This is a genomic window from Winogradskyella vincentii, assembly GCF_020166345.1.
GTDB classification, from domain to species: Bacteria; Bacteroidota; Bacteroidia; order Flavobacteriales; family Flavobacteriaceae; genus Winogradskyella; species Winogradskyella vincentii.
The window spans coordinates 22814-39116 of record NZ_JAIUJS010000011.1 but is presented as its reverse complement, the minus strand read 5'-3'; the positions used below and the strand labels follow the sequence as shown (position 1 = coordinate 39116).

Below are 16303 nucleotides of genomic sequence, written 5' to 3'. Positions count from 1 at the left end.
TTAGTTGTTTTGAGGTTTAGACAACTCAATAATATTATTGAGTGTCTGTTGGACTTTTTGCAATTCACCACTGGCATAGAGTATTTGATCAATAAAATCATATCTGCCTCTTACCATATATTCGAACTCCAAGGTTTGTAATGCATTAAAATTATTTCGCTCGTCTTTAAAATTAAAGTTCCAATCAAAATGTTTAGACATGTAAGGATCGTACTGATCCCAAATATGATCTCTAGAGCGTTGTTCCTCTTCTTGATAATCTGTTATCAAATCGTTCCAAGAAATCAACAAATCACGCAAGGTTTCATTCTTAATAATATCGAATGAAGATGTGCTCTGCAGTGCATTAATACTAGTTTGTGACGGATTAAAAGTTACGCCTCCATATGACCACCATAAGTGAGCACCTAATGAGTCTAAAACTACTTGCTCAGGCTTAGATTTTATAGGAAACATGCTTATTACTTTTGCACAACTACGGTGCGCTATTTGATGTTCACCAACTACAGAGTCTAATTGTTTCTTGTTTAATTTAAATTCTTTATGAATACTTGTTAAAATTGTATTTTCCTTATTGGCATTTATCCTGTTTTCATTCCAGTTATTGATCTGCAAGGCAATCAATATACCTACAACAACAAGTAAAATTTCACCAATGGCATATTTAAAGTATTTACCTGTTTTGTTTTCACTCATAAGGTTGTATCGTATTTTTCTAAAGAATTTAATCATTCTATCTCTTTACTGAATTCAAATTTTCCACGACTGCCAGCTGATAATCTTAATGTTTTACTGTTAAATTTTATATAACCCAAGCGTGAATATCCTGTAGAATCAGAATCAAAATACAGCTGGCTTTCTTGTACTCTTTTACCATTTATAAGACTCAAATAGTAGTTATCCTCTTTTAGACTTACTGTTAAGTTGCCCATTTTTCCTTGGTATACACCCAGAAAATATTTGAATTTATCCGTATCTACCATCAGTGCCTTAGACTTTTTAAAGTCAAAGTATTCAGACATTCGCTTATATATTTTAAATGCGTCGGATATGAAGGCAATAGCATCTGCCCTATGGTAATATGCCAGCTGTTCGTATTGTGCTACCCAATTTTCAAAAAATGGATCACTGATGTAATAATTAATAATCTCTTTTTCGTATTGCGCAAACTTTTTATTATTAAAGGCACTATACCAAGTTTTAGTATCACGCAGCATGCTATTGTAGTCATCTACCATAATCTCCATTTCCTCATCCATATCATCTAATTGAACCTTATAGTCTTTATAAAATAAATCTATGTCTTCAATTATGGTTTTAAGTTCTGATGTAACTCTTGTATTGTAGGTATATAAATTATTAGCAGCTTCTGTAGAAATATTAATAGATTCAAATGCACTTAAAATACATGGAAAACATGGACGTTTTTGATTAGGATCTTCAATATCATAGGTATCATTTCTAACTATGTAGTAAAGCGTATCTTTAGGTTTATAAAAAGCTATTAAATTCTGTGCTCGATTTATATTATACTCTAATTCCCTAAAAGTTTTATAAAACATTTCTTCAACCTGTGTGTTTATCTTTCGTTGCTCATTCCAATTATTTATCTGTAATGCGATAAGTATTCCTATTACTACAAGAAATATTTCACCAATAGCATATTTAAAGTATTTTCCCATTTGGTTTTGGTTGATTAGTGTACGACGAATATGTCTGAAGAATTTAATCATCGAGTTCTAATGTTTTATTAATTAAATTGATATTACCTTGTGTAAGTTCAATTAGTTGATCTATTCTGCCTAAGTATTGTTTTTTCTTTCTATTATCAATTTTTAAAATATTACGCGTTTTAGCATTTTGTATTAGCGAAATAAGTTTTGTCTTGCGTTCTTGTTCTGTTTGATAATGGGTTTCAGCATCATTACCATAACTAAATTCATAATCAGTTTGCTCATACCGCCAATAATTATCTGCAAGATCTACAGTATTGTTATGTTGTTTTACATAATCACTTAATTCTGAATACACCCATATATAATACACCTGCATATTATTAACAATACTATCATATTTACCAAATTCTGTAATCTGAGAATTTTTAAAGGATTCGTAAACAAAGTTTTTTGTGTCAAAATTGATATAAAATGTTTCAATCAATTTCTCTAATGAGTCTACTGGTATAGCACTAAAATCTTTTGTTTTTAAAAGATTAGTGTTATTGTTAATTCTTGCTTTTGCACGTTTTTGTTCATCCTCAAAAATGAGAAGGTTAAGCTTAAGATCATTTCTAAATTCTAAGATGTAGGTTTTTAATTTTGCTTCATTTTTTTTGTTTTCATTCCAGTTGTTAATCTGCAATGCAATCAATATTCCGATGACTACCAAAATAATTTCTCCAATAGCGTATTTAATGTATTTACCCATTTTATTATCATTTATGAGCGAACGACGAATATGACGGAAGAATTTAATCATCTAATATTACCATCTATTAGTTCTAATGTGCCTGACAAATAATCCTTAAAAGCTTTATATGAATTTAGGACATACATATAATTTAAGGTATTGTTATACAGTTGGTTCTCAAACTCTACCGTTCTAATGGTTTTGTTATAGTCTATTTTGAAATTCGATTTTGGAATTGGCTTAAACCCTAAGTTTTTATCAAAAAAATCTGGTATTGGCAAATTTTTGAGATTCACTTTATCTGTTATCTCAGGAATAAAAACTCCAAATAAATAATCTCTATAAATAACAATGTCGTCTTGAGTATCTGTGATAAAGAAGGACCAGTTAGATAGTTGCTTTCTCAAGTTTTCGTCGGTAATTAGATTTAATGATCCCGTGCTTACTATTTCATCTAGAGTTCCTGTGATGATATCTAGAGACTTTGTTTTGTTAATAATCACATCTAATAAAGCATCAACTTCTTGTGGATTTATGGCATCCTCACTGGCTACAATTTCTAGCAATTTATCTGAAGCTTCATAGGCTTCATAAAAACTATTATAGGCATCCGCAACATTGCCGATATTACTGTTATATTCTAATTGTAGATTTTTTAAAATGGCTTGTTCTCTGTTTCTTTCTTTGCGTTCTTCGTTCCAGGTGTTTATTTGTAGTGCAATAAGAATACCTATTACTACAAGTAATATTTCACCAATAGCATATTTAAAGTATATACCCATTTTGTTTTCTGAGATTAGTGATTTACGTATATGACGAAAGAATTTAATCATCTGCCAATTCTGCTTCTATTAAATTAGTAAAATGATCCGTTTTGATAAGCTGATTATGCTGTATAAAGTCCCAGAATATTTCCATTGGGTATAGTTTTAGTGATTCAATTTATCACCAAAACACAAGTGAATTAAAAATCATCACACAGCCTTACTGTATGAATATATAGGTAGGTTGGGTTAGTGTTAAATATTGGTTGAACTTTGTAACTTATTGTTAAAGAAGACTCAACCATTTTATTTACCACACTTAGTTGAACTAAGTGTGGTAATAGTTTCTAATTTCCATTTGCTGGCTTGTTGTAGGGTGGTACCTTAATCTCCCTCTTAGTTCCTAATTGCTTCATCAATTCTTCAACCGCACGTTCTAATTGAGGATCTCCACCTTGATTTAAAGATTTAGCATCTTGCCTTACTTCTATATCTGGTGGTACACCAACATTCTCAGCAATAAACTTGTTATTAATCGGATCAAATACAGCGTTGTCTGGTGAGGTTAGTCTTCCACCATCTATCATTAGATAATGTGTAGAGGATTTTACTAATCCGCCCCAAGTTCGCATTCCTATTAATTTTCCAGCTTTTTGTTGCCTAAAGACCCAAGGGAAAAAATCTCCGCCAGATCCTGCTAGCTCATTAATCAACAACACCTTTGGTCCCATAATACCTGCTGGTAATTTCATTGGTTTACCGTCTGGCACTTCATTGGTTAATGCTGCCCTCAAGTCTCTGGTCATTAAATCTACCATATAATCATCAAGTAGACCTCCTCCATTAAATCGTTCGTCGATGACGGCACCTTCTTTATCTTGTTGTGCAAAGTAATAGCGATTGAAAGACACAAAACCTGGGCCGCCTGTATTAGGTACCCAAATGTAACCTAATCGTCCATTTGATAGTTCCTCAACACGACGCCTATTGTCTTCAACCCAAGTACGTTGTCTTAGTGAATTTTCACTGCGTATAGGCTCCACAATCTCAGTCCAATGACCCTTAAATTCTAATGTAGAATTTAAATGCAATACTGTTTGTTTCCCTGAGGTACCATCTAAAAGTTCAAATATATTATCATCTGCCTTTAACTCCTTATTATTAATCCCTACGATATAGTAGCCTTCTTTAATATTCAAGCCAGGAGCATCCAAAGGACCTTCTAATCCAGGGTTCCAGTTTTCAGTAGTATATATGCGTTTTATCCTATATCGCCCATTTTCAATACTTAAATCAGCACCCAGAAGTCCAACTTGATTGCGTTCTAAATCTGGATAATCTCCTCCTCCAACGAAGCTGTGGCCTACTGATAATTCTCCATTCATTTGATCAAAAATATAAGTCAAATCTGCTCTATGCTTAACAAATGGTATTAAAGGCGCATAACGTTTATAAACTGTATTCCAATTTCTTCCATGGATATTTGGATCATAAAAATAGTCACGCTCATAACGCCAAGCTTCTTCAAACATTTGTTCCCATTCTTCTGATCTATTAAGTTTCATTTGAAGATTAGGTTTTATGGATTTAGCCCCTTTTGCATTTGCTCCACTAGTTTTTACCAGTTTCCAACTACCACTAAGACGCACTAACATATGCTTTCCATTTGCCGTGATAAACGTACTACTAGCACCAGATGTAAATTCTTTTGATTCTTGCTTTTTTAGATCGAATTTATGCAGTGTAAGACCTCTACTATTTGGCATGCGTTCTGCTAGGAATGCTGTATTCTCTGGACCAGCTAAAATATAGGCATAATTTCTAACAGGGACCGGAAGCGCTAAAGTTCTTCTTCCTATGTTATTGAAGTCTATTTTTAGACCTTTGTCTTCTTTCTTTTTACCCTTGTCCTCTTTCTTATCATCCTTATCATCTGTGGATTCTTCCTCTTCGATTTCCTCCTCATCACTTTTTGGTTTGAATGGAGACTTGTCTTCTGCATCTAAATTAACCACATAAGCCGCATAGGTTTCATCTGCCGTCATTGCACTCGTATTTGCCCAACCTGACCCTAGGGCAATATTAGTGCTTGCCAAGAAATACAATTGCTTTTTATTAAGGTCCCAAGCAGGTGAAAAAGAGTCTGCAAAGGGATCTGTAATCGCAGTAGATTTTCCTGACTCCGTAGACCACAGATAAATCTGTCGGAGCATATTATCTCCTGATTTTGCATAGGCAATCCATTTTGAATCTGGAGACCATTTCATTTCAATGGAACCTCGTTCTAGATTAACACCTCCAATATCAATAGTTTTTACCTTCTTTGTCTTTAGATCGACTACACGTAAGCGTACATCGTCATCCACAAAAGCAATTTGATTTCCGTTAGGTGACCAACTTGGGTCCCATCCTAATTTAGATTCGCCAATATTTATCTTATCAAAAATTTCAGTACCATCTTGGTTACTAATAAATAATTGATAGTTCTTTCTGTTTTCATCTGAAAACCAAGCAATTTTATCTCCTTTTGGAGACCACAATGGCCTGCGGTCAGCAACTCCAGATGAATTGGTAATATTTCTAGAATCACCAAACTCTACAGGAACAGTAAAAATGTCTCCTCTAGCCTCTAAAATAACCCGTTTACCATTGGGTGACAGAGATGCTACTTGGGCATAATTATTTACATTCTCCCATTTCGTTTCGGCCCAAGGGAAATCACCAACGACCTCAATATTTAACTGTATGATTTTATTGGAGCTAATATCCATTGAATGGATATAACCGTCTCGTTCAAAAACGATTGTATTTCCATGACCTGATATGTTCTTGACATCAGATCCTTTAAAATTGGTCACCTGATTCAACTGTGAAGATTCAGGATTATAAGACCATATATTAGCAACCAAGTCTCGATCAGACAGAAAATAAATCTTGTCATTGAGCCAAAATGGTTTTATGTCAGTACTTCGATCTGTATTAGGCAATAAGGTCTCATTCTGAGATTCTAAATCTAACAGAATCAAAGGTGTGTTTTGTCCACCACGATAGGCGCGCCATTCAACATCCCAACGATCCATCTTATCAACTATCATTTTATTACCATCTGGTGAGAAGTCACCATCATAACCCCATTGTGACGAGATTAATTCTGGTAAACCACCCTTCACTGAAACAGTATATAAACGCTCATAGGCTCTTGGCGCCGTGTCTCTACTACTAGCAATCAGCAAGGATTTTCCATCTGGCGTCCATCCTCTAACGTACGACCCTGATGGATGCCAAGTTAATTGCGTTGGCGTACCACCCTCTATAGAAACGATATAAGCATTATTTCTTCCCGATCGATTAGAGGTAAAGGCAATCCAATTCCCGTCAGGTGAGAAATACGGATGACTTTCCATTGCCGGTGTGCTCGTTAAACGCTTTGCCAAACCACCGGATTTATCTGCAATCCAAACGTCACAACCATAAGTGAATGTAATATGTGTATTACTTATATCAGGATCTCTAAGCAATCGGGTTCCTTGAGCTATAACCAATTGAGTCAAGAAAACACAGGATAATAAAAAGATCAGTTTTTGTTTCATAATAATTAGTTTATTGATTAATGATTAATTTTTGTTTAATATAAAAGCTAGTAAATTTAATATTTCAATTCTTTGTCTATTAAATCTATTAGTTTTTGGCACATAGCCTTCATTTGTCTAAACTGCTGGTTCATAACAGTGAACTGATATACAGCCATAACAAACCCATTTTTTTGTTTGGTATCCTTTAGCATTTCGCCAAATTGGGCTTCAGACAGTTTTCGGCTTTCACCCATGGCTCCATTTGAAATATGGTGCATATAATTCTGAACTATTGGATTCATGTCCATCATATCATAAGAAGGTTCATACAACAATATTTCGGCATCATATCTAAAATGGGCTTCTTCATCTTTCATAACCTTATAAAGCGATTCCATATTTAATAATGTACCTTTAATTGAATCGTTAGAAATCGACGCTAAGTTGCCAGAGTTAATTAACTCTTGAAAGGTGTTATTAATCTGAAAAAATTTTCGCCAAGTGTAGATATCAACCGTAAGTCTACTAAACGCCTTTAAATCAGTAACGGGCTCACCTTCGTAATGCGCAATTATAGTATTTGCAGAGTTTATGGCTTTTTCTCTTGTAGCAATGTAATTGTCTAAATGCGCAATATTTAATTGCAAGTCAGTCTTGATATTTTTTAGATAATGTAACTCTTGCACACGTTGTTTTCGGAGCTCATTATTATTATTAATGTTAAGTGCTATTAGTATCCCAATAACCACCAAGAGAATTTCACCAATGGCATAAAGGAGATACTTACTAAAACGGTTTTCAGAAAGTAGGTTTTGGCGTATGCGTCTAAAAAATTTAATCATTAACTTTTAATTTCATTAGTTATTTCCTCTCTAAGCATTTCAATTTCAACTAGTGCTTTTTCAAACAAACTCAGCCCTCCTTGTCGAAGTACAATAAGTTGATTTAAATAGTTATGAAAAACACGATCTTCTTTTAACTGTTCAAAATCATCTGGTGTAGAATTACCAGAATCAACATTGACATGAATATTTTTGAGCAAGACTGGTAAGGTTATGGTTTGAGAGAAATTCCATTCCATCTTATTGTAGTCTTCAGCGATAAGCACATAGGTATATTCATGAAATTTCACCAATTTTTGTCTAATTTCTGGATTACTAATAATCTTTAAATCTTTGTTTTTGATAGATTCAAAACTGCTTTTTGGCAAATAAGGACTACTCCAAAAGGCTAAGGATGAAAAAGCATTGCTGAGGGAATCGTTATACGGAAAATCCTTTTCAATAGTATGGCTTATACTCTTATATTGGTTTAACAAGTAGTTATTCCCCTCAATTGCGCCTTCAATTTCAGTTTTTGAAAATTCAAGATCACTTAATAATTCTTTTAAAAGAAGTTGTTCGGCACCGGCAAGCTGTCTCCTTTGGTTCCAGTTATTAACTTGAAGTGCCAAAAGAATTCCAATCATTACCAAAATGATTTCGCCAATGGCATAAAACAAGTACTTACTGAAACGATTTTCAGAAAGAAGATTTTGACGGATTCGTCTAAAAAATTTAATCATTGCTTACAAGTAATTTGTAAGCAGGTAATTAAAGTAGAGTTGGATGGTTAATATCTATAGGTATATAAATGTAGTAAAATTGTTACAAAAAAAGGAGCATTTAAAATGCTCCTTAATGATTTATAGTATTTAAAATCAGTTTAATATGCATCTTCATGCACTTTAGCCACTGCTCTACCAGATGGATCGTTCATGTTTTTAAAGGCTTCATCCCACTCTAATGCAATTTTTGTACTACAAGCTACACTTGGTTCTTGTGGTACACTCAAGGCGGCAGCATCACTAGGGAAATGACTTTCAAAAATAGTTCTGTAGTAGTACTCTTCCTTGTTTTGTGGTGTTTGTATTGGATAACGGAAGTGTGCATTTGCTAACTGCTCATCACTAACTTCTGCTTCTACAACTTCCTTAAGGGTATCTATCCAGCTGTAGCCAACACCATCACTAAATTGTTCTTTTTGTCGCCATGCTACGCTTTCTGGTAACATGTCTTCAAACGCCTTACGTACAACCCATTTTTCCATACGTTCTCCATTAATCATTTTGTCTTGTGGGTTAATTCGCATCGCAACATCCATAAATTCTTTATCTAAAAATGGTACACGTCCTTCAATGCCCCAAGCCGCTAAACTCTTGTTTGCTCTTAAACAATCGTACATATGCAACTTGCTCAATTTACGTACGGTTTCTTCATGAAACTCTTGAGCGTTTGGTGCTTTATGAAAGTATAAATAGCCTCCAAATATTTCATCTGCTCCTTCTCCAGACAATACCATTTTAATTCCCATTGATTTGATAACTCTCGCCATAAGGTACATTGGTGTACTCGCCCTAACGGTTGTGATATCATATGTTTCTAATTGGTAGATAACATCTTTTATGGCATCTAGCCCTTCTTGAATTGTAAATTGAATCTCGTGGTGTACAGTACCAATATGGTCAGCTACTTTTTGAGCAGCAGCTAAATCTGGCGACCCTTCCAACCCTACTGAAAAACTGTGCAACTGAGGCCACCAAGCTTTTTCTTTATCATCTGCTTCGATTCTACGTTCTGAATATTTTTTGGCAATGGCAGATGTTACTGAAGAGTCCAATCCTCCCGACAAAAGCACGCCGTATGGTACGTCACTCATTAATTGTCTGTGTACGGCATCCTCTAAAGCTTGCTTAACTTCTGCAATACTTGTTTCATTGTCTTTTACAGCATCGTAGTCTTCCCAATCTCGCTTATACCATTGTACAAGTTCACCATCTTTACTACTTAGATAATGTCCTGGAGGGAACAATTCTATCTTGGTACAAACTCCTTCAAGAGCTTTTAATTCTGAAGCAACATAGAATGTACCATGTTTGTCCCAACCCATGTAGAGAGGAATAATTCCCATATGATCCCTTGCTACAAAATATTCATCTTTATCAACATCATATATTGCAAATCCAAAGATTCCGTTCATATCATCCACAAAATCAACACCCTTTTCTTTATATAGTGCCAAGATAACTTCACAGTCACTTTCAGTTTGAAATTTGTAATCAGGAAATTGCGAACGTAACTCTCTATGGTTATAGATTTCTCCATTTGCTGCCAAAATAAGTTTCTTGTCCTCACTAAATAATGGTTGCTTACCTGAAGCCGGATCTACAATTGCTAAACGCTCGTGCGCTAAAATTGCTTTATCATCACTATATATACCGCTCCAATCTGGTCCACGATGACGAATGGTTTTTGCCATCTCTAAAACCTGTGGTCTTAAGGTTTCACTTTTCTGTTTTATATCAAACGCACATACTATTCCGCACATAACTTTTCGTTTTATTATTAATTATGAAGCAAATATGAGTTGAAAGTTTTATATTTTAAACATATAATCTAATATTGATTATAAATAAAAAGTTATAGTATAATATTTTAATAAATATGTAAGTACTATACCATTAAACAAACTATATTAGTGTCAATGTGTAAATTTTAATATTTCATTACGACAAAAAGCACTTTATAAATTCTAATTTTAACATCTACAAAAACAAACTTAAATTATGAAGACTACAAGACTATTTACATCCATTGCATTTGCATTTATGATGCTATTATCATTTAATGCTGAAGCTCAAGAATTCAAACCACTTGACAAAAGTCCAATGGACGCTGCAACTTTTCCAAGCTCTTACAAAGAATCTAACAAGCTTATTAAGATCACTTACGGTAGACCACAATTAAAAGGTCGTGATATGAATGATTTAGCACCTGCTGGTAAAGTTTGGCGAACTGGTGCCAACGAAGCCGCAGAATTAACTTTATATACAGATATGATGTTAGGCGATTCAAAGGTTAAAGCTGGCACTTATACTTTTTATGTTATTCCAGGTGAGAAAGAATGGACGGCAATAATTAGCACAGATTTAAATGTTTGGGGAAGTTATTTCTACAAGCAAGAAAATGACGTAGCACGCTTAGCTGTACCTGTTTCTATGGCAGACGAATCCTTAGAAGCTTTTTCTATTGCTTTTGAAAAGTCTGATGATGGCGTACACATGCATCTAGGTTGGGACAAGGTGAGAGTAGCCGTTCCTTTTACTAAGTAAATATTAAACTCAAATAAAAAAAGCCTTGAGAAATCAAGGCTTTTTTTTATGGAATATTTAAATATTTATGTGTTTGCAGAGACACTTTCCATTTTGGGTTTGCCATAACATAATCTACAATTTGAGACATCATCTTTTCGCGCTTACTCCACTCTGGTTGCAGATACAAAATACAGTTCTTATTTACCTTTGCCGCCTGTTCTTCAGCAAATTTAAAATCGTCTTTATTATAAATGATACATTTAAGTTCGTGCGCCTTACTATAAATTTCTTCGGTAGGAAGTTTTATTTTCTTTGGCGAAAGACAGATCCAATCCCATTCACCAGTTAATTTGTAAGCACCCGAAGTTTCAATATGAGTTTGAACACCTTTTGCCTTCAGTTGCTCAGTTAAAGGATCCATATCCCAAGTAAGAGGCTCTCCACCAGTTACCACAATGGTATTGCTATATTTTACAGCATTCTCAACAATTTTAGACGTCTCTGTTGGTGGATGTAATTCTGCCAACCAACTTTCTTTAACATCGCACCAATGGCAACCTACATCACAACCACCTATTCTTACAAAATATGCTGCAGTTCCTTTATGATAGCCTTCGCCTTGAATGGTATAGAATTCTTCCATTAAAGGAAGCAAAAGCCCCTTATCAATTAATTCTTGTTGTTCTCTTCGCGTCATAGTTGGCAAATATATTGATTACTTCACATTTTTTGGTTGCAAAGCTCAGGAATCTATAAACTAATAGTGCTTGAAAAATTATTGTAAATACTAGACTCTATTTTGCTGCAATAACGTCTATTTCTATACTTGCACCACCTGCCAGACCCGAAGCGGCAAAAGTTGTTCGAGCAGGTTTCTTGGTAAAATACTGTGTGTAAACTGAATTGAAGGCTTTAAAGTCGTTTATGTCCTTAAGAATTACAGTGCATTTTACGACATTATCCAAACTTAAATTATGATGTTTCAAGACGTCTTCTATATTTTGAATGACCTGTTTAGTTTCAGCTTTAATACCTCCTTCAACAAGTTTTCCTTTCTTATGATCTTTACCAATTTGGCCTGTTAGAAATAACATATCATCAGTTTCAACAGCATCACTGTAAGGAACATTTGCCCTGCTCGGCTCATGCGACTGATGGAACTTTATTTCCCTATTTTTTGAGGTACAAGATGAATGAATAATTAAAAAAAAGATGATAAAAAAAGAGTATTGGGTTTTCATAGCAAATTGAGTTTTATACTTGATTAAAATTACATTATTTTTATGCAAAATATGTGATCCATGACGAAATCAGACAAATTCAGAAATGACATTGCACAAGGCAATACCTTTAAAGGTGACTATATAACACTTGGTGCCGCAATGCTTGAAGGTGAAACTATGACTAATGCATATGTAAATGTTCCTTTAAAGACCATGAACAGACATGGTCTTATAGCGGGTGCTACCGGAACTGGTAAAACTAAGACACTACAAGTATTGGCTGAAAATTTATCTGAAAAAGGCGTACCTGTTTTATTAATGGATATTAAAGGTGATTTAAGTGGATTGGCTAAGGCAAGTCCAGGTCATCCAAAAATTGATGAACGTCACGAAAAAATTGGACTTCCTTTTGAACCAAAAGAATTTCCTGTAGAGGTCTTAACCTTGTCTGAACAAGATGGTGTTAGATTACGAGCAACAATAAGTGAGTTTGGACCTGTATTGATTTCGAGGATTCTAGATGTCACCGAAACTCAAGCTGGTATTATCTCAGTAATATTTAAATATTGCGATGACAACAAACTACCGTTACTAGATCTTAAGGATTTTAAGAAGATTTTACAATACTCTACAGGAGAGGGCAAAAAAGAATTTCAAGAAGCTTATGGTAGAATTTCGACTGCCTCAACTGGAGCTATCCTAAGAAAACTGATAGAACTAGAGCAACAAGGTGGTGATTTGTTTTTTGGAGAAACCTCTTTTGATACACAAGATTTACTAAGAGTAGATAAAAATGGACGTGGTTACATAAACATTATTAGATTAACTGATATACAAGATAAACCTAAGTTGTTTTCAACTTTTATGCTTAGTTTACTAGCTGAAATTTACTCAACGTTCCCTGAACAAGGTGATAGTGGTAGACCAGAACTAATCATGTTTATTGATGAAGCCCATCTTATATTTAATGAAGCTTCAGATGCACTACTTAATCAGATAGAAAGTATCGTTAAGCTTATTAGAAGTAAAGGTGTTGGATTGTATTTTGTTACTCAAAATCCAACAGATGTACCAGAAGCTGTTCTTGGACAATTAGGTCTTAAGGTGCAGCATGCCTTGCGCGCTTTCACTGCCAAAGACAGAAAGGCAATTAAGCTAACTGCACAGAACTATCCAGATACTGAATATTATGATACAGCAGATGTTTTAACTTCTTTAGGTATTGGTGAAGCTTTAGTTTCTGCTTTAGACGAAAAAGGTAAACCAACTCCGTTGGCAGCAACCATGATGCGAGCACCAATGAGTAGAATGGATATCTTGACGGAATCTGAGTTAGGTAGTCTACTCGCTGCTTCCAAATTGGCAAGAAAATACAATGAAGAAATTGATCGCAACAGTGCCTATGAAATGCTAAACAAAAAAATAGAGCAAGCGGAGGCCGAAGAAGCAAAACAAAAAGCCAAGGAAGAACAAGAAGCGCTTAAAAAAGCAGAAAGTAAAAGAAGAACCTCTTCGTCTCGTAGAAGAAGTACAAGACAAAATCCAATTGTTAAGGTTTTATCAAGTCCAACTGTTATCAGAAGTGTACTTGGTATACTCACAAAAATGCTCAAATAAATTCAAACCTGAATTAATTTTTTAAACGCTATGAAAAACATTTTAGTTGTTTCAGTAATATGTGCTTTGCTTTTTGCAAGTTGCACAAAAGATAAATCAACAGATCCCTTCTTGGTTAAAAAAGGCCAAATAGGATTATTAACTGATTCTACCCAAGTGAAGGATCTCGATATGATTTTCACAAACGATTCGGTAGTGCGTTATGTTGCTGGAGATGAGTTTGCCGGTTCTGTAAATAGTATTGAAGTCTTTGAAAAAGGTGGTAAAAAACTCCTAGACCTTTCCCCTAGAGAGGCCCTAGACTCCACATCAGTTATTTCTAGCATTACAATAATGGACAGTCGATATAAAACGGATAAAGACATTTCCACATTGAGTACGTTTAAAGCAATAAATGACAGCTATAAAATCTCTAAAATTGACAAGCTCATCGATAACTCTTTGGTTATTTCCGTAAATGAAATCGATGCTACATTTACAATTGATAAAAATGATTTACCTGCAGCACTCAGATTTACTACAGAACGGACTATTGACGCAATTCAAATTCCAGGAGAGACCAAGATTAAATATTTTATGATTCATTGGTAAAATGAAAGAGAAAAAATATGTTATTCAGAAATCACCTTTTATTGTACCTACTGACGATGGTAAAGTAATAAAGGAACACTTTGGCTTAGCGTCAGATGGTAACGCCAATATTAGTATTGCTCACATGGTTGCGCCTCCTGGCTGGAGTGAACCTTTTCAAACACCTGAATTTGATGAATACACTTTTATAATTAAGGGTAAAAAACAATTTATCATAAATGACGAAACTATAATTTTGGAGGCAGGTCAGTCTATAAAAGTTGAGAAAAATACTCGACTTCAGTATTCAAACCCATTCACTGAACCTTGTGAGTATATTGCAATTTGCTTACCAGCCTTTTGCATAAATTCAGTTAATAGAGAGGACCTATAATGAGCAGTTTTGTAATTAAATCAATTGGCAAGGCATTAAATGCTACTAGTATTATTTCGGCTAAATACGCATCAAAGAAAGCTTTAAACTTATTTGCCTCACCAAGGAAAGGTAGATACAATGAATCGCAAAAGAATATATTGGAGCCAGCAGATTTTCAAGAACTGTCTTACAACAATCTTAAAATAGCGACGTATAATTTTAAGGGCACAAACAAAACCATTTTGTTAGCCCATGGATGGGAAAGTAATGCGTCTCGTTGGTCTTATATATTAGATGATTTATTAAAACAAAAGTATAACGTCATTCTTCTGGACGGTCCAGCGCATGGCAATTCTGATGGCAAACAGTTTAATGCTATATTATATTCTGAATTTATCAATGTAGTTGCCAATGCTTATAAACCAGAAGTATTAATTGGACATTCTGTTGGTGGAATGGCAAGTGTTTTTTGCATGCATAATCATCAACTAGATTTTGTAAAGAAAATGGTGCTCTTAGGTGCACCTGCACATTTTACTGGTGTTTTTACTAGATATAAAACAATGATGGGCTATAATCATCGTATTTCTGAAGGATTAGATAGAATTGTCCTTGAGCGATTTGGCAAACCAACCGACTACTTTTCTGCAGCAAATTTCACAACAGCAATAAATGCTAAAGGACTAATAATACATGACAAAAAGGATAAAATAATTCCCTACGAAGATGCGTTGTTATTTGCAAATCGTTATAAAAATTCAGAACTTATAACTACCTCTGGTTTTGGACATAGTTTAAGAGATAAGTCCATAACGCCTCCTATTATTAAATTTATAAATAATTAAGGTATAATGTCCAACGAATTAAAACGGTTAAATAAATATTTGAGCGAAGCAGGTTATTGCTCACGCCGGGAAGCAGATCGATTAATTGATGCTGGACGAGTAACCATTAATGATGTTATACCAGAAATGGGTACAAAAGTAGCTTCAGGTGATGTTGTAAAAGTGGATGGTGAAATTGTAGGAGAACGAAAGAAAGATTTTGTCTACTTAGCATTTAATAAACCCGTAGGTATTGTGTGCACTACAGACACCAGGGTTGAAAAGGATAATATCATTGATTATATCAATTACCCAAAACGAATCTTCCCTATTGGCAGATTAGATAAGCCAAGTGAAGGATTAATTTTACTTACAGACGATGGTGATATTGTAAACAAAATTTTAAGAGCTAGCAATAACCATGAAAAGGAATATGTGGTTACAGTTGACAGGCCAATTTCTCAAACATTCATTGAACGAATGGCAGGTGGTATCTATATTGAAGAATTAGGACAACGCACCAAAAAATGTAAAGTACAGAAGATTGATAAATATACATTCAGCATAATTTTAACTCAAGGCTTAAATCGTCAAATCAGACGTATGTGCGACTATCTTAATTATAATGTCAAAACTTTAAAAAGGGTTAGAATAATGAACATTGAATTAGACATGAAATTAGGAACGTACCGTGAATTAACAAATGATGAGTTTAAAACACTGACTGATCTTATTAGCGATTCTAAGAAAACATTCGACCCAAAAAATCAACACCACAGAAGAAATAGACGTTAATTATATCCTAATTACACAGAA

At 34.3% G+C, this 16303-nt stretch carries 16 protein-coding genes; 6 read left to right on the top strand and 10 right to left on the bottom strand.

Features of this window, described 5'->3' with window-relative positions; translation table 11 throughout:
• The 8 genes from LBV24_RS14320 to asnB all read right to left on the bottom strand — a co-directional run bounded on the left by LBV24_RS14320 (position 1) and on the right by asnB (position 10111).
• Positions 1-732: a DUF6090 family protein gene (locus tag LBV24_RS14320; protein WP_224479350.1), complete on the bottom strand. Its 732-nt coding sequence runs from the start codon at positions 730-732 to the stop codon at positions 1-3.
• Complete coding sequence (locus tag LBV24_RS15325) at positions 729-1733, bottom strand: hypothetical protein (protein WP_224479392.1); 1005 nt, start codon at positions 1731-1733, stop codon at positions 729-731. Before LBV24_RS15325 ends, LBV24_RS14320 begins: the two co-directional genes overlap by 4 nt.
• Positions 1726-2478 (bottom strand): DUF6090 family protein, encoded by a 753-nt coding sequence (locus tag LBV24_RS14310; RefSeq protein WP_224479349.1) that lies wholly within the window; start codon positions 2476-2478, stop codon positions 1726-1728. The genes LBV24_RS15325 and LBV24_RS14310 overlap by 8 nt, the downstream gene beginning before the upstream one ends.
• Positions 2475-3242, bottom strand: coding sequence for a DUF6090 family protein (locus LBV24_RS14305; RefSeq protein WP_224479348.1), 768 nt, complete (start codon positions 3240-3242; stop codon positions 2475-2477). Before LBV24_RS14305 ends, LBV24_RS14310 begins: the two co-directional genes overlap by 4 nt.
• A gap of 278 nt (positions 3243-3520) precedes the next feature.
• Entirely contained in the window at positions 3521-6763 is a 3243-nt protein-coding gene (locus LBV24_RS14300) for a S41 family peptidase (RefSeq protein ID WP_224479347.1), read from the bottom strand.
• A 56-nt stretch (positions 6764-6819) separates the two neighbouring features.
• Positions 6820-7587, bottom strand: coding sequence for a DUF6090 family protein (locus LBV24_RS14295; RefSeq protein ID WP_224479346.1), 768 nt, complete (start codon positions 7585-7587; stop codon positions 6820-6822).
• Positions 7587-8309 (bottom strand): hypothetical protein, encoded by a 723-nt coding sequence (locus LBV24_RS14290; protein ID WP_224479345.1) that lies wholly within the window; start codon positions 8307-8309, stop codon positions 7587-7589. Before LBV24_RS14290 ends, LBV24_RS14295 begins: the two co-directional genes overlap by 1 nt.
• A 140-nt stretch (positions 8310-8449) precedes the next feature.
• Positions 8450-10111, bottom strand: coding sequence for an asparagine synthase B (gene asnB / locus LBV24_RS14285; RefSeq protein ID WP_224479344.1), 1662 nt, complete (start codon positions 10109-10111; stop codon positions 8450-8452).
• A gap of 238 nt (positions 10112-10349) precedes the next feature.
• On the opposite strand from asnB, the gene LBV24_RS14280 reads away from it, so the two are divergent.
• Positions 10350-10895, top strand: a complete 546-nt coding sequence (locus LBV24_RS14280; RefSeq protein WP_224479343.1) for a DUF2911 domain-containing protein — start codon at positions 10350-10352, stop codon at positions 10893-10895.
• 46 nt (positions 10896-10941) lie between these two features.
• On the opposite strand, the gene LBV24_RS14275 is transcribed toward LBV24_RS14280, so the two are convergent.
• Positions 10942-11574, bottom strand: a complete 633-nt coding sequence (locus tag LBV24_RS14275; RefSeq protein ID WP_224479342.1) for a 7-carboxy-7-deazaguanine synthase QueE — start codon at positions 11572-11574, stop codon at positions 10942-10944.
• Between the two features lie 97 nt (positions 11575-11671).
• Positions 11672-12118, bottom strand: a complete 447-nt coding sequence (locus tag LBV24_RS14270; RefSeq protein WP_224479341.1) for a Rid family detoxifying hydrolase — start codon at positions 12116-12118, stop codon at positions 11672-11674.
• A gap of 60 nt (positions 12119-12178) precedes the next feature.
• Here LBV24_RS14270 and LBV24_RS14265 point away from each other — a divergent pair, with 60 nt between their 5' ends.
• Genes LBV24_RS14265 through rluF form a run of 5 tightly spaced genes read left to right on the top strand, consistent with a single transcriptional unit; the run spans position 12179 to position 16282 of the window.
• Complete coding sequence (locus LBV24_RS14265; protein ID WP_224479340.1) at positions 12179-13717, top strand: helicase HerA-like domain-containing protein; 1539 nt, start codon at positions 12179-12181, stop codon at positions 13715-13717.
• Positions 13718-13747: 30 nt separating this feature from the next.
• The gene (locus LBV24_RS14260) at positions 13748-14308 is read left to right on the top strand and encodes a hypothetical protein (protein WP_224479339.1); all 561 of its coding nucleotides are present in this window, start codon (positions 13748-13750) and stop codon (positions 14306-14308) included.
• A 1-nt stretch (position 14309) separates the two neighbouring features.
• Positions 14310-14681 carry a cupin domain-containing protein gene (locus LBV24_RS14255; RefSeq protein ID WP_224479338.1) on the top strand — a complete coding sequence of 124 codons (372 nt, stop codon included), beginning with the start codon at positions 14310-14312 and terminating at the stop codon, positions 14679-14681.
• Entirely contained in the window at positions 14681-15508 is an 828-nt protein-coding gene (locus tag LBV24_RS14250; RefSeq protein ID WP_224479337.1) for an alpha/beta hydrolase, read from the top strand. The genes LBV24_RS14255 and LBV24_RS14250 overlap by 1 nt, the downstream gene beginning before the upstream one ends.
• Positions 15509-15514: 6 nt before the next feature.
• Positions 15515-16282, top strand: coding sequence for a 23S rRNA pseudouridine(2604) synthase RluF (gene rluF, locus LBV24_RS14245; protein ID WP_224479336.1), 768 nt, complete (start codon positions 15515-15517; stop codon positions 16280-16282).
• The last annotated feature ends 21 nt before the right edge of the window (positions 16283-16303 follow it).